The following is a 13,046-nucleotide window of genomic DNA, read 5'->3' as shown; positions in this document are numbered from 1 at the left end:
CCTTCCGCCGCTTCACGGCGCAGCCCGCGCGCTTGCGTGCGGACTGCACTTGGCGGGATGTGACCTTCCATTCGAGCCTGCTCCACGATGTATTGGCCTGCCGCTGCGGGCGATCTTGGACGCGACCACGGCCATGTTATCACGCGCCGGACCAGTAGGAAAATCGAACTCGGTTCGTCGCATATTTGTGTCGAAAAAGCGCGATTTCCGCTAAGAAACAGGTGTGAAAACAAGTCGGAAGCGAGAAGCCTTCGTCCTTTGAGGCCGAATTTGTCCCTCTGGCTGTAACTATAGTTGAGAGCCGGGGGGTCATGTCGATATTCGAAGCACACAACATGCCGTTCGCCGCGGCATTCGTCTTGGTCTTGCTGCTTGCACTAGTTCAGGCGATTGGTCTCGGCGACATGTTCGGCGGCGACGCGGAGGTCGATCCGTCGACCGGTGTCGAGGTCGATTCCGGTATGCAGCCAGGGGCGCTGGACGGGATATTCACCTTGCTGGGCATCGGCCGGGTCCCGCTGACCATCTGGCTTGCGGTGTTCCTGTTCGGCTTTGCCGCAATCGGGGTATCGATCCAGTCACTGTCGGATAACCTGCTCGGTGCGCCGCTGTACCGCTGGGTCGCCGCGATCGTCGCTGCCGCGGCCGCCCTGCCGCTGACCGGGATGCTGGCACGGCCGCTGGGCGCGATCCTGCCAAAGGATGAAACCAGCGCGGTCAGTACCGACACGCTACTCGGGCGCCGCGGGACCATCACCGACGGGATCGCCCGTCGGGGTTCGCCCGCTCGCGCCCGGGTGCAGGATGCGCACGGACAGGCCCACCATGTCATGGTCGAGCCACACGAGCCGTCCAGCGAGATATACGCCGGCGACGAAATCCTGCTCGTGCGCCGTGAAGGTCGCCAGTTCTACGCCACTGCGCTCGCCGAGCGCCGCCTCTCGCCGCAGGCGTGACGCGCTTACCATGATTCGCAATTCATCACCGAGGAGAACCAATGGAAACCCTGCCTGAAGTCGTAGTTTGGGGCGGAGGCGGTCTTGCCGTTTTCCTCGTCATCGCACTCACGATAACGCGCCTGTACCGGCGCGCGTCGAAGGAGATCGCCTTCGTTCGGACCGGCGTCGGCGGCGAAAAGGTCGTCATGAATGGCGGCGCCCTGGTGCTGCCCGTCTTCCACGAGACCATGCCGGTCAATATGAACACGCTGGTGCTGCCGGTGGTCCGGCGCGATGGCGAGGCGCTGATCACGCTCGACCGCCTGCGGATCGATGTGAAGGCCGAGTTCTATGTCCGCGTCCGCCCCGATGCCGGAGCGATCGCGATGGCCGCGCAGACGCTTGGCCAGCGCACGATGCAACCCGAAATGCTCAAGGACCTGGTCGAAGGCAAATTCGTCGATGCGCTGCGTTCGGTCGCAGCCGGTATGAGCATGAATGAGTTGCACGAACAGCGCGCCGATTTCGTCCAGAAGGTGCAGCAGGTTTCGTCGAACGACTTGGCCATGAACGGGCTGGAACTCGAATCGGTCTCGCTCACCGGGCTCGACCAGACCAGCATCGAGCATTTCAACGCCAACAACGCCTTCGATGCCGAAGGCCTGACCAAGCTGACCGAGCAGATCGAGGCGCGCAAAAAGCTGCGCAACGACATCGAGCAAGACACGCGCGTGCAGATGGAGACCAAGAATCTCGAGGCCGATTCACGGAGCTTCGAGATCGGTCGCGACAAGGAATATGCGCGCCTCCAGCAGGAGCGTGAGGTGGAAATCCGCCGCGCCGCGCAGGCTTCGGAAATCGCCCGCGAACAGGCCGAGCGTAGCCGCGAAGCCGATGCCGCGCGGATCGAGGCCAAGAAGCAGGTCGATGCGCAGCAGATCGAGGCTGACCGCCTTGTCGAGGAAGCCCGGATCGACCAGCATCGCGCCCTCGAAATCGCCCGCCAGGAACAGCAGATCGCGGTGCAGAACAAGAGCCGCGAGGAAAGCCAGGCCAAGGCCGAGGCCGACGAGGCCCGCTCGAAGGCGGTGGCCGCGGAGGAGCAGGTCGCCACCAGCCGTGAAACCGAGATTGCCGAGCGTATGAAGCGCATCGAACTGATCGAGGCTTCGAAACAGGCCGAGCGTGACGCAATCAAGATCCGCGTCGATGCCGAAGCGGAAAAGGACGCGGCGTCGAACCGGGCCGAGGCCGCGCGCCGCGAAGCCGAGGGCGAAGCCGAAGCCGAGAAGCTGCGCGCCGAGGCCGCACGCGTCCGCTTCGAGGTCGAGGCTGCCGGCCAGAAGGCGATCAACGAAGCTGCCAACATTCTGTCGTCAGGCCAGATCAGCCTGCAGACCAAGATGGCACTGCTCAAGGTGTTGCCCGAAGTCATTCGCGAAAGTGCGAAGCCGATGGAGGCGATCGACAGCATCAAGATCGTGCAGGTCGATGGTCTGACCAATGGCGGAGGCAAGGCGGGGGCGCCAGCGGGCAGCAATGGCTCGGGCAATCTCGCCACCGATGCGGTCAGCGCCGCGCTGGCCTATCGGGCGCAGGCGCCGGTGCTCGACGGACTGATGAAGGAGTTGGGTCTCGATGGTTCGTCGCTCGACAGTCTCGTCAAAGGACCGGCGGCGGCAGAAACCGCGCCGCGCCTGGCAGAGGTGCTCGACGACATAGCGGAACAGGTCGAGGAGGCCGAAGCCAAGGCACCGGCGAAGCCGGAAGCCACAAAGGGCGAAGACGCTCCGGCGGCATAGCTCGCGAACTTAGGTAATTGGGAAAGGGGGTGCTGCGGCGCCCCCTTTTTCGTCGCTATTCGCTGAGCAACCGCTCCGCCATTGCGCGCACCTCGGCGCCCATGTCTTCGCGTTCGAGTGCCAGTGCCAGCGTCGCTTCGACGAAGCCGGTCTTGCTGCCGCAGTCGAAGCGACGGCCGGCGAAGGTGGCGGCGTGGAAGGGCTGGTTGCCGATCATTTTCGCCATTGCGTCGGTCAGCTGGATTTCCCCGCCCGCGCCCTTGCCCTGGTCCTTGAGCACGCCCATCACCTCGGGCTGGAGGATGTAGCGGCCCGAGATGATCTTGTTCGACGGCGCCTCGTCCACCGGGGGTTTTTCGACCAGCCCGGTCACCTCGGTCAGCGTCTCGGACAGCTGGGCGCCCGGCGCGATCACGCCATAGCTCGACACTTCGTCATGCGGCACTTCGAGCACCGAGATCAGATTGCCGCCGACCTCTTCATAGGCTTCGACCATCTGCTTCATGCAGCCGGTGCCGCCGCCCTTGGCCGCCACCATCAGCTCGTCGGGCAGGAGGATGGCGAATGGATCGTCGCCGACGATCGCGCGCGCGCACCAGATCGCATGGCCCAGCCCCAGCGGCACCTGCTGGCGTACGGTGATGATATCGCCCGGCGTGGCGCGGGTGGGTTCGAGCACCGAGAGGTCCTTGCCGCGCTCCGCCATGGTGGTTTCGAGTTCGAAGGCGACATCGAAATGCTCGACGATCGCGGTCTTGCCGCGGCCGGTGACGAAGATGATCTGCTCGATCCCCGCCTCGCGCGCCTCGTCCACCGCATACTGGATCAGCGGACGGTCGACGATCGGCAGCAATTCCTTGGGGATCGCCTTGGTCGCGGGGAGAAAGCGGGTTCCGAGACCGGCGACGGGAAACACCGCCTTCTTGATCGGTTTACGGGCTGACATCTGTGTTGCTCCTGCCTGTTTGCGCGGCCAATTTCGCGCGGGGGCGCACGCGATCGGCCGACGATACATCCGCTGGCGCGGCGCTGCGACGCTATCGTGACGCTTGCCAGCATGACGCGCGAGGGTAAAGCACGGTTCCATGGACAAACTGATCATTCGCGGCGGTAACCGCCTGTCGGGGACCATCCCCATTTCGGGCGCCAAGAATGCCGCGCTCACGCTGATACCCTGCGCGTTGCTGACCGAGGAGGCGCTGACGCTGCGCAATTTGCCGCGGCTGGCCGATATCGACGGCTTCCAGCACCTGATGACGCAGTTCGGCGTCAGCCATACGATTCCCGGCAAGCGGCCCGAGGACTTCGGCCGCAACGTCACGCTCGAGGCGATGCGGATCACCAGTTCGGTCGCGCCCTACGATCTGGTGCGCAAGATGCGCGCCTCGATCCTCGTGCTCGGCCCGCTGCTCGCGCGCACCGGCGAGGCGACCGTGTCGCTGCCCGGCGGCTGCGCAATCGGCAACCGCCCGATCGACCTCCACCTCAAGGCGCTCGAAGCCTTCGGCGCGCATATCGAACTGGCGCAGGGCTATGTGAAGGCGATGGCGCCCGATGGCGGACTGCCCGGCGGCGAGTTCGACTTCCCCGTGGTCTCGGTCGGCGCGACCGAGAATGCGCTGATGGCGGCGGTGCTGTGCAAGGGCACCAGCCGGCTGGTCAACGCCGCGCGTGAGCCCGAGATCGTCGATCTGTGCAATTTGCTCACCGCGATGGGCGCGGAGATCGAGGGGATCGGGACCTCCGAGCTGACGATCCACGGGGTGCGCAAGCTGCACGGCGCGACCTACCGCGTGATGCCCGACCGGATCGAGGCGGGCTCCTATGCCTGCGCGGCGGCGATCACCGGCGGCGAAGTGCGGCTCGAGGGTGCCGATGCGGGCGACATGGGCTCGACGCTGCACGCTTTGCGCAACATCGGGGTCGAGATCGAAAGCGACAAGCACGGTATCAACGTGGCCGCGAACGGGCCGCTCAAGGCGCATAACCTCACCACGGCCCCCTTCCCGGGGCTGGCCACCGACATGCAGGCGCAATTGATGAGCCTGCTGACCCGCGCCGAGGGCACCAGCGTGCTCAAGGAAACGATCTTCGAGAACCGCTTCATGCATGTGCCCGAACTGGCGCGGATGGGCGCGGATATCGAAACCGAGGGGCGCACGGCGATCGTTCGCGGTCCGGTGGACCTCACCGGCGCGGAAGTGATGGCGACAGATCTGCGCGCTTCGATGAGCCTGGTGATCGCGGGGCTCGCCGCGGCAGGCGAGACCACCGTGCGCCGTCTCTACCACCTCGACCGCGGTTATGAGCGGCTGGAAGAGAAGCTCCAGCTGGTCGGCGCAGATGTCGAACGGGTGGGCGACGAATGAGCGCTGGCTGACGGACCTTTCGGGCGATCCGCGCGTTGGGTCGCCAAGGAAGGAGTTCTCATATGTTACTCAAGCTCATGGCGCTCGGCGGTATCGGATATGCCGGTTATCGCTATCTCGAAAAGAACAAGTCCAAGGCGGCGTTTGCCGACAACCAGGGCGATGCATCGATCCGCGACGCAGGTCCCGAATCGATGCGCGACAAGCCCGACGGGACCTGGACCAAGGCCGATGAGGAAAGCGACGAAAGCTTTCCCGCGAGCGATCCGCCCGCCAATTACTGATCAGGCGGTTTGAACTGCCGAAGGGGCGGTTGGCGTAAGCCAGCCGCCCTTTTCATAGGTGACCAGCCAGATGCAGATCGCCCCCGCCAGTCCCGGCGGGGTTTCGGCGCGGATTCGTTCGGCGTCGATCTGCGCAACCAGCGCATTGATCGACTGGTTGCGCATCCGCGCCGCGGTGGTGAGCTTGTCCCAGAACAGCGGTTCGAGGCTGATCGAGGTGCGGTGTCCGTCGATGCGGACCGAGTATTTCTTGGGGGGGTGGTAAGGGGGCATTTCCATAGGCCGCGCGCCCTACAACGCTCGGGCCGGGGCCGATACGATTTTTTTGGGGTGTGCGGTGAACCGTGCCGCGCCTAAGTTTCGGGCATGGCTGAAGGCTATGACGCGCTTACCGAAAAGGAGAAGGAAACGCTGCGCCTGATGGCGCGGGGGCACGATGCCAAGTCGGCCGCGAGCGCGCTATCGCGGTCGGTACACACGATCAACGAGCGGCTGCGCGGGGCGCGGCGGAAGCTGGCGGTAACCAGCAGCCGCGAGGCGGCACGGCTGGTGCTCGACCGCGAAGGCGGACCCCACGAAAATTTTGCGGACAAGGATTTGGGGGGAGACCCGCGTGCCGGTTCGGATGATCAACCGGGCAGCAGGCGCAAGGGTGCCTGGCTAATCGGAGGAATCCTCATGTCCGTACTGACCGCAGCGCTGCTGCTCTTCACGCCCCTCGCCTCGGATGGCGCGGGCTCTCCCGATGCCGAAACCGCGGCGCGCGACGCAGCGGTCGAGTCTGCCGCGCGAAGCTGGCTCGTGCTTGGCGATGCCGGAAACTGGCAGGCGAGCTACGATGCGGCGGGCGACAGTTTCCGCTCGGCCAACAGCGTTGCGGGATGGGCCGCGGCGTCGGAGCAGGCCCGGGTTCCGCTGGGCGCCGTGGTGGCGCGCAATCTGGCGACGATCCGCTACCTCAACGCGCCGCCGCACGGCTATCAGGAAGTCACCTTCCATACGCGTTTCGCCAACAAGCCTGACGCGATGGAAACGGTCACGCTGGTGAAGGAAGATGGCCAATGGAAGGTCGTCGGTATCCTGATCGACTGAACCGACCGACCACCGGGGGGTGCGCCGGCAGCCCCCATGGCCATCAATACATGTGCTGACCGCATTGATGCTCATCGTCGAGCCGGTCACGAATGCGGCATGTTCGGAGCACAGGAAGCTGACCCCGCGGGCGATCTCGCTGGCCTTGCCCAGTCGCCCGACGGGGATCTTGGCGACGATCTTCTCGAGCACCGGTTCGGGGACGGCGGCGACCATGTCGGTGTCGATATAGCCCGGCGCGATCGCGTTGACGGTGATCCCGAAGCGCGCGCCTTCCTGCGCCAGCGCCTTGGTGAAGCCGTGAATCCCGCTTTTGGCGGCGGCGTAGTTGACTTGGCCATATTGTCCGGCCTGGCCATTGATCGACCCGATGTTGACGATGCGGCCCCATCCGCGTTCTTTCATCCCCGCGAAGGTGGCCTTGGCGGTGTTGAAACAGCCGCCCAGATTGGTGCGCATGACCGCGTCCCAGTCCGCGTAGCTCATCTTGAGCAGCGTGCCGTCGCGGGTGATCCCGGCATTGTTGACCACCACGTCGATCGGGCCATGCTGCTCGGCGATGCTTGCGCAGGCCGCTGCGACAGCCTCGGGGTCGCCGACATCGAACTTGCTCGTGGGGATGCCGGTTTTTTCAGTGAAACGCTGGGCGGCTTTGTCATTGCCGGCGTAATTGGCGATCACGGTAAAACCGCGCTCGTCGCGCAGGCGTTCGCAGACTGCGCGGCCGATCCCGCGTGTGCCCCCGGTTACAATAGCCACCCGTGACATAGTCGATTCTCCCCGGCATTCCCTAGCGTTGCGGCGAGCCTAGGCCAGCGACGTGGCGCACGCCAAGGCCCAACGCCAAGCGGCGCTGCGATGCAATCGTATTTTCGGGTGGGGTCTGCTTAGAAGCTGACGCGCGTGCCGACGTAGACGGCTTGGTCGTCCTCGAGCCCGTCGGTCAGCGGTGCAAGCCGGTTGCTGTCTTTCGACAGGCGGACACCGGCGGTCACGTTGAGATTGCCGACCACGCGGTAGGAGGTGCTGAGATCGACGCTCTGGTTGCCTGCGCCTTCGAGTGTGCGCGGCGAGCGGCCGGCCTTGTCTTCCTTCTCGAGCGCGAGGCGCGAATCGAAGCGGCCCGGCTTGGCGGGCTTGTCGCCCTTGTCGAGGGCGTAGCTGGCGAGGTCGGGCATGCCCATGTCGCGCAGGCCGACAGAAACGGTCGCCGGCTTGGCGGGCTGGGCGAAGCTCTGATAGCCGCGCGCCACACCCAGATTGTAGCTGGTCTGGCTGATCGCGAGCACGCGTTCGCGGCTGTCGGCGGTGCCGGCCGAATCGATAGCGCTGCGGACCGAGATCGCGCGGGCCATGGCGTCGTCGACGCGGACCGCGACGGTCACCGTGCGGTCCTTGGTCAGCACCGGCTTGTTCGCCGGGGTGAAACGCAGGCCGTCTTCACCCATCACGGCGGCGACGCGCGCAGCAAGCTGCGGATCGACCTTGGCCGGGGTAAAGCGCAGATAGGATACGGTTTCGGGAAGCTCCGCTGCCGCGCTGGTCTGCACCACGGCGAGACCGGCCGCGGGTATCGCCAGCGACAGACCGGCAACAGCCAGCGCCGCGGGTACGAACCGCGCCTTGCCCTGACTTTTCACCGAACGTGCCATCGCGAACGAGCTTCCCTTGTTTCTCGGGACTAAAGGCAGAACCGCCCTGAACGGTTCCTGACTTTTACGCCCTGGCGGGGCGAGTCCCTTGTTTGTGACAGCCAAGGTAGCACTCGCGCACCCGATGGCCAGCTTTTCCACAGCGGTTCCGCGCGATTGGCGAAAAGTGTTGCGCAGTATCCACAAGCACTTGGCAGAAGGTGCGCGGGCCGCGCGCATGGATTAAGCCCGCATTCACGGGCGCAAGGCTGTGTGAGGCCCCGATGGCCTATGCCTTGCTCCCAAGCGTGCAGGCTTTATAGAGCCAAGCAATCTGCAGGATACCAAGGATCGACATGAGCGCTTTCGCAACCATTCGCCGCCCCGCAACCATCGCCGTTGCGACCGCCGCCTCGCTGGGCCTCGCGGCATGCGGTGGCGGGCGTGAGCGGCCGCAGGCGGACATTGCCGCGGCGCAGGTCACCACCATCGGGGTCAATTCCTACCTCTGGCGCGCCTCGCTCGATGCGGTGAGCTTTGCCCCGCTGCTCCAGGCCGACAGCAATGGCGGCGTGATCGTGACCGACTGGTATGCCAATCCGAGCAATCCGGGCGAACGGGTCAAGATGACCGTCACCATCCTCGATTCCGATCTGCGCGCCGATGCGCTGCGCGTAGCGGCCAGCCGCCAGGTCAACCAGTCGGGCACGTGGGTCGATGCGCCGGTCCAGGCGGCTACCGTGCAGAAGCTGGAAGACATCATCCTGACCAAGGCGCGCGAACTGCGCCGCGAAGCGGTCAGCTGATCGCGGGGGCGCAGCCTTAAAGCGCCTTCCCATAGCCGGTAAAATCCGTAAACGCCGCTCGCATGAGCAGCGAAACCCGTTTCGATCCCGCCAGCGCCGATGCGCGCTGGCAAAGCGCGTGGGACCAGGCGCAGACCTTCCGCGCGGATAGCAATTCCCCCAAGCCCAAGAGCTACGTGCTCGAGATGTTTCCCTATCCCTCGGGGCGCATCCATATCGGCCATGTGCGCAATTACACGATGGGCGACGTGCTGGCGCGCTACAAGAAGGCGGTGGGACACGAGGTGCTGCACCCGATGGGCTGGGACGCCTTCGGCATGCCCGCGGAAAACGCGGCAATGGAAAAGGGTGTCCACCCGGGCGGCTGGACCCGCGACAATATCGAACACATGAAGGCGCAGCTGAAGCGTCTCGGCTTCGCGCTGGACTGGTCGCGGGAATTGGCGACCTGCGAACCCGATTACTACGGGCACGAGCAGGCGCTGTTCATCGATCTCTACGAGGCGGGCCTCGTCTATCGCAAGGAAAGCGAGGTCAATTGGGACCCGGTCGACATGACCGTGCTCGCCAATGAACAGGTCATCGACGGCAAGGGCTGGCGCAGCGGCGCCGAGGTCGAGAAACGCAAGCTGAGCCAGTGGTTCCTCAAGATCACCGACTTCGCCGAAGAGCTGCTCGAAGGGCTCGGCAGCCTCGAGAACTGGCCCGACAAGGTCCGGCTCATGCAGGAAAACTGGATCGGCAAGTCCAAGGGGCTCGAATTCAGCTTCGACCTCTCGAATGGAGAGACGCTGCCGGTCTATACCACGCGGCCCGACACGATTTTTGGCGCCAGTTTCGTTGCGGTCGCTGCCGACCATCCGTTGGCGCAGGGCCTCGACAGTGATGACGCGCGCGATTTCATCGCGCTGTGCAAGAAGGGCGGGACCACCGCCGCCGAACTCGAGACCGCGGAAAAGCTGGGTTTCGATACGGGCATTACCGCCAAGCATCCGTTCACCGGGGCGGAGCTGCCCGTCTATATCGCGAACTTCGTGCTGATGGATTACGGCACCGGCGCGATCATGGCGGTGCCGGGCCACGACCAGCGCGATTTCGAATTCGCCACCAAATACGGCCTGCCGATCCCCCGCGTCGTCGCGGCGAGCGCCGATCAGGCGGACAAGCCCTTCGACGGCGAGGCCGAGGCGGGTGAGGGCGTGCTGGTCAATTCGGACTTCCTCGACGGGATGGAAGTCGAGGACGCCAAGCGCGCAATCATCGCGCGCATCGAGGAACAGGGGCGGGGCGCAGGCAAGACCGTGTGGCGCCTGCGCGACTGGGGCGTGTCGCGCCAGCGGTACTGGGGCACGCCGATCCCCTTCATCCATTGCGACACTTGCGGCGTCGTCCCCGCACCCAAGGATAGCCTGCCGATCACGCTGCCCGAGGATGTCGATTTCCAGACCCCGGGCAATCCGCTGGTGAGGCATCCGACCTGGAAACATGTCGACTGCCCCAAATGCGGCGCTGGCGCGACACGCGAAACCGATACGCTCGACACCTTCGTCGACAGCTCGTGGTATTTCCTGCGCTTCGCCAGCCAGCCCGCGGACAAGCCCTTCGACAGGGACGAGATCGCCAAATGGCTGCCGGTCGAACAGTATATCGGCGGGATCGAACATGCGATCCTGCACCTGCTCTACGCCCGGTTCTGGACCCGCGCACTGGCGCATATGGGCCAGATCGACGTGACCGAACCCTTCGCCTCGCTGTTCACGCAAGGCATGGTCACGCATGAGACCTACAGCCGCAAGGATGGCGGCAAGACCATCTATTATGCACCCGACGAGATCAGCCGCGAGGCCGAACGCGCGCTGCTGAAAGACGATGGCGGCGCAGTCGAGATCGGCCGCGTCATCAAGATGTCCAAGTCGAAGAAGAACGTCGTCGACCCCGATACGATCATCGACGCCTACGGCGCCGACGCGGTGCGCTGGTTCATGCTGTCCGACAGCCCGCCCGAACGCGACCTGCCGTGGTCCGAAGCGGGGATCGAGGGTTGCTCGCGTTTCGTCCACCGCCTGTGGCGGCTGTTCGCCGCCCATGACGCCGGAGCCGAAGGCGAGGACAAGGCGCTGCTGCGCAAGATGCACCAGACGGTCGCCGCGGTCGCCGAGGACATCGAATCACTGGGTTTCAACAAGGCGGTGGCGCAGAATCTACGAACTGACCGGCGCGGTCGAGAAGGCGCAGCCTTCGGCCAGCCGGTCGGCCGCGATCCGCACGCTGGTGCAACTGGTCGCGCCGATGATGCCGCATCTGGCCGAGGAAGCCTGGGCGTCGCTGGGCGCCGACGGCCTGGTGGCCGATGCCGCCTGGCCGGCAGTCGATCCCGCGCTGCTGGTCGAGGACGATGTGACCATCGCGGTCCAGCACAAGGGCAAGCTGCGCGACACGCTGACCGCGCCCAAGGGAGCCTCGAAGGAGGATCTCGAAGCGATGGCGCTGGCTTCCGACAAGGTGCAGCGTTCGCTCGACGGGGCAGAAATCCGCAAGGTCATTGTGGTGCCTGACAGATTGGTGAATATCGTCACCTGATGCGCATCGTCCTCGCCTCTCTCGCCCTGTGTACGCTGTCGGCCTGCGGCCTGTCGCCCATGTATGCGGGCGGCGGCAGCGGCGCGGTCGCGCAATCCATGGCCGCGATCGAGGTTGCGCCGATCGAGGGGCGGGCCGGCTGGCTGGTCCGCAGCGCGCTCGAAGAACGCTTCGGCGCAGCAGGCACGGTCAGCCCGCAATACCGGATCGATGTCCGGCTCGACGACCAGCTCGAAGGGCTTGCAGTGCTGCGCGACGATACGATCAGCCGCGAACGGCGGACGCTGCGCGCGCGCTATCAGCTGGTCGACCTCGCCACTGGCGAAATCCTGCTCGACGCGACCGATGGCTCGGATGCCGGGATCGACGTGGTGTCGAGCGAATATGCGGTCATCGCCGCTGAACAGACCGCGCTGCAGAACCTGTCGCAGGATCTCGCGCAGCGGATGGTGACGCGGATCGCGCTGGCCTTGCGGCGGCAGGGCGACGCGGCACAGTGAAGCTCAGCAACCGCGATTTCGCGGCCAAGGGACGCAGCGCCGCACAGGGCTGCGGCATTTTCTTTTTCTGCGGACAGGATGAAGCCGGCGCGAGTGCGGCGGCCAACGACCTCGTGACCTGGCTGGCCGAACCGGGCGAACGCGTCGAAATGTCGGGTGCCGAACTGCGCGGCGATCCCGCGCGGCTGGGCGATGAGGCACGGACCAATTCGCTGTTCGGCGACCAGCGGCATATCTGGGTGCGGGCCAACGGCGACGAGGCGCATGAAGCGCTCAAGGTGCTGGTCGAAACCAGCGAAGCTGGCGGCGGCGAGGCCTGCCCGGTCATCGTGGTCGCCACCTCGGCCACCGACAAGTCGCGCTCCGCCAAATTGCTCGAAAAGCGCAAGGATGCGCTGGTGGCGATGTTCTATCCGCCCGACCTGCAATCGGTCACCCGCAGCGTGCGCGGTCTCGCCGACGGGGCCGGGGTGCGACTGGGCGGCGATCTGGCTGAACGGATCGCGCGCGCGGCCAATCTCGACGTGCGGCTGGCGAAGAGCGAGGTCGAGAAACTGGCGCTCTATCTCGATGCCAGCGCGCAAAGCCCGCAGAGCGCGACCGCGGAAGACCTCGACGCGATCGGCGCGGCAAGCGAGGACGATGGCTTCACCCCGCTGGTCAATGCGGTGATGGGCGGACAGGCACCCAAGGTCGCGGTCGAGCTGGCGCGGATGAAATTGCTCGGCCTCAATCCGGTCGGCGTATTGCTCGCCTTCGAGCGGCGCGCGGCGCAGCTGGCGCGGATCGCCGCGGCGCTCGGTTCGCGCTCTTTCGGCGATCTGGATCGGGGCGAGGAGGCGCGGCTGGGTATCTTCTTCAAGGAAAAGCGCGATATCGGGCAACAGCTGGCGCTGTGGCGCCACGGCGACAAACTCGACCGGCTGACGCAGCGCCTCGTCGGGCTCCACCGCGAATTGCTGACCAACAGCCAGGCCGCCGAATTGCTGCTGGCGCAGGGCCTAGCCGATATTGCGCGCGTGGCCGGCGCGCGCGGGCGCTAGC

Annotated in this window: 11 protein-coding genes and 2 pseudogenes; 9 read left to right on the top strand and 4 right to left on the bottom strand. The window is 65.5% G+C overall.

Annotated elements, in window-relative coordinates:
- Positions 1-311 precede the first annotated feature (311 nt).
- Together VWN43_RS13685 and VWN43_RS13680 are read left to right on the top strand one after the other, a co-directional pair.
- Positions 312-956, top strand: coding sequence for a YqiJ family protein (locus tag VWN43_RS13685; RefSeq protein WP_320181371.1), 645 nt, complete (start codon positions 312-314; stop codon positions 954-956).
- A 41-nt stretch (positions 957-997) separates the two neighbouring features.
- Positions 998-2,740, top strand: coding sequence for a flotillin family protein (locus VWN43_RS13680; RefSeq protein ID WP_320181372.1), 1,743 nt, complete (start codon positions 998-1,000; stop codon positions 2,738-2,740).
- A 55-nt stretch (positions 2,741-2,795) separates the two neighbouring features.
- Here the strand turns inward: VWN43_RS13680 and VWN43_RS13675 are convergent, their stop codons facing one another.
- Positions 2,796-3,686 carry a UTP--glucose-1-phosphate uridylyltransferase gene (locus tag VWN43_RS13675; RefSeq protein WP_063506274.1) on the bottom strand — a complete coding sequence of 297 codons (891 nt, stop codon included), beginning with the start codon at positions 3,684-3,686 and terminating at the stop codon, positions 2,796-2,798.
- Positions 3,687-3,825: 139 nt separating this feature from the next.
- On the opposite strand from VWN43_RS13675, the gene murA reads away from it, so the two are divergent.
- Complete coding sequence (gene murA, locus VWN43_RS13670) at positions 3,826-5,109, top strand: UDP-N-acetylglucosamine 1-carboxyvinyltransferase (RefSeq protein WP_320181373.1); 1,284 nt, start codon at positions 3,826-3,828, stop codon at positions 5,107-5,109.
- Positions 5,110-5,171: 62 nt separating this feature from the next.
- Complete coding sequence (locus VWN43_RS13665; RefSeq protein WP_253521320.1) at positions 5,172-5,393, top strand: hypothetical protein; 222 nt, start codon at positions 5,172-5,174, stop codon at positions 5,391-5,393.
- On the opposite strand, the gene VWN43_RS13660 is transcribed toward VWN43_RS13665, so the two are convergent.
- Positions 5,394-5,672, bottom strand: coding sequence for a ribbon-helix-helix domain-containing protein (locus VWN43_RS13660; RefSeq protein ID WP_330767566.1), 279 nt, complete (start codon positions 5,670-5,672; stop codon positions 5,394-5,396).
- 87 nt (positions 5,673-5,759) lie between these two features.
- Between VWN43_RS13660 and VWN43_RS13655 the strand changes: the two genes are divergently transcribed.
- Positions 5,760-6,485 carry a helix-turn-helix domain-containing protein gene (locus VWN43_RS13655; RefSeq protein ID WP_320181374.1) on the top strand — a complete coding sequence of 242 codons (726 nt, stop codon included), beginning with the start codon at positions 5,760-5,762 and terminating at the stop codon, positions 6,483-6,485.
- Positions 6,486-6,528: 43 nt separating this feature from the next.
- Here VWN43_RS13655 and phbB read toward each other — a convergent pair.
- Positions 6,529-7,253, bottom strand: a pseudogene (gene phbB, locus VWN43_RS13650) (acetoacetyl-CoA reductase).
- A gap of 119 nt (positions 7,254-7,372) precedes the next feature.
- Complete coding sequence (locus tag VWN43_RS13645; protein WP_330767565.1) at positions 7,373-8,137, bottom strand: hypothetical protein; 765 nt, start codon at positions 8,135-8,137, stop codon at positions 7,373-7,375.
- 335 nt (positions 8,138-8,472) lie between these two features.
- On the opposite strand from VWN43_RS13645, the gene VWN43_RS13640 reads away from it, so the two are divergent.
- From VWN43_RS13640 to holA, 4 genes and pseudogenes are all read left to right on the top strand, one after another.
- Complete coding sequence (locus tag VWN43_RS13640; RefSeq protein WP_253521337.1) at positions 8,473-8,922, top strand: DUF3576 domain-containing protein; 450 nt, start codon at positions 8,473-8,475, stop codon at positions 8,920-8,922.
- Between the two features lie 62 nt (positions 8,923-8,984).
- Positions 8,985-11,502, top strand: a pseudogene (leuS, locus tag VWN43_RS13635) (leucine--tRNA ligase).
- On the top strand, positions 11,502-12,002 hold the full coding sequence (gene lptE / locus VWN43_RS13630; RefSeq protein ID WP_320181377.1) for an LPS assembly lipoprotein LptE: 501 nt from the start codon (positions 11,502-11,504) through the stop codon (positions 12,000-12,002). Before leuS ends, lptE begins: the two are co-directional and overlap by 1 nt.
- Positions 11,999-13,045: a DNA polymerase III subunit delta gene (holA, locus tag VWN43_RS13625; RefSeq protein WP_320181378.1), complete on the top strand. Its 1,047-nt coding sequence runs from the start codon at positions 11,999-12,001 to the stop codon at positions 13,043-13,045. Before lptE ends, holA begins: the two co-directional genes overlap by 4 nt.
- Position 13,046 lies beyond the last annotated feature (1 nt).

The sequence above is a fragment of the Qipengyuania sp. HL-TH1 genome (genome assembly GCF_036365825.1).
GTDB lineage: Bacteria > Pseudomonadota > Alphaproteobacteria > Sphingomonadales > Sphingomonadaceae > Qipengyuania > Qipengyuania profunda.
Note: the sequence above shows the minus strand (reverse complement) of the source record. Positions and strands in the feature narration are given on the sequence as shown.

What these genes read in the sequence shown, in the direction of transcription:
- VWN43_RS13685 (WP_320181371.1), top strand. Translation starts at nt 312, where the DNA reads ATGTCGATATTCGAAGCACACAACATGCCGTTCGCCGCGGCATTCGTC.
- VWN43_RS13680 (WP_320181372.1), top strand. Translation starts at nt 998, where the DNA reads ATGGAAACCCTGCCTGAAGTCGTAGTTTGGGGCGGAGGCGGTCTTGCC.
- VWN43_RS13675 (WP_063506274.1), bottom strand. Translation starts at nt 3,686, where the DNA reads ATGTCAGCCCGTAAACCGATCAAGAAGGCGGTGTTTCCCGTCGCCGGT.
- murA (WP_320181373.1), top strand. Translation starts at nt 3,826, where the DNA reads ATGGACAAACTGATCATTCGCGGCGGTAACCGCCTGTCGGGGACCATC.
- VWN43_RS13665 (WP_253521320.1), top strand. Translation starts at nt 5,172, where the DNA reads ATGTTACTCAAGCTCATGGCGCTCGGCGGTATCGGATATGCCGGTTAT.
- VWN43_RS13660 (WP_330767566.1), bottom strand. Translation starts at nt 5,672, where the DNA reads ATGGAAATGCCCCCTTACCACCCCCCCAAGAAATACTCGGTCCGCATC.
- VWN43_RS13655 (WP_320181374.1), top strand. Translation starts at nt 5,760, where the DNA reads ATGGCTGAAGGCTATGACGCGCTTACCGAAAAGGAGAAGGAAACGCTG.
- VWN43_RS13645 (WP_330767565.1), bottom strand. Translation starts at nt 8,137, where the DNA reads ATGGCACGTTCGGTGAAAAGTCAGGGCAAGGCGCGGTTCGTACCCGCG.
- VWN43_RS13640 (WP_253521337.1), top strand. Translation starts at nt 8,473, where the DNA reads ATGAGCGCTTTCGCAACCATTCGCCGCCCCGCAACCATCGCCGTTGCG.
- lptE (WP_320181377.1), top strand. Translation starts at nt 11,502, where the DNA reads ATGCGCATCGTCCTCGCCTCTCTCGCCCTGTGTACGCTGTCGGCCTGC.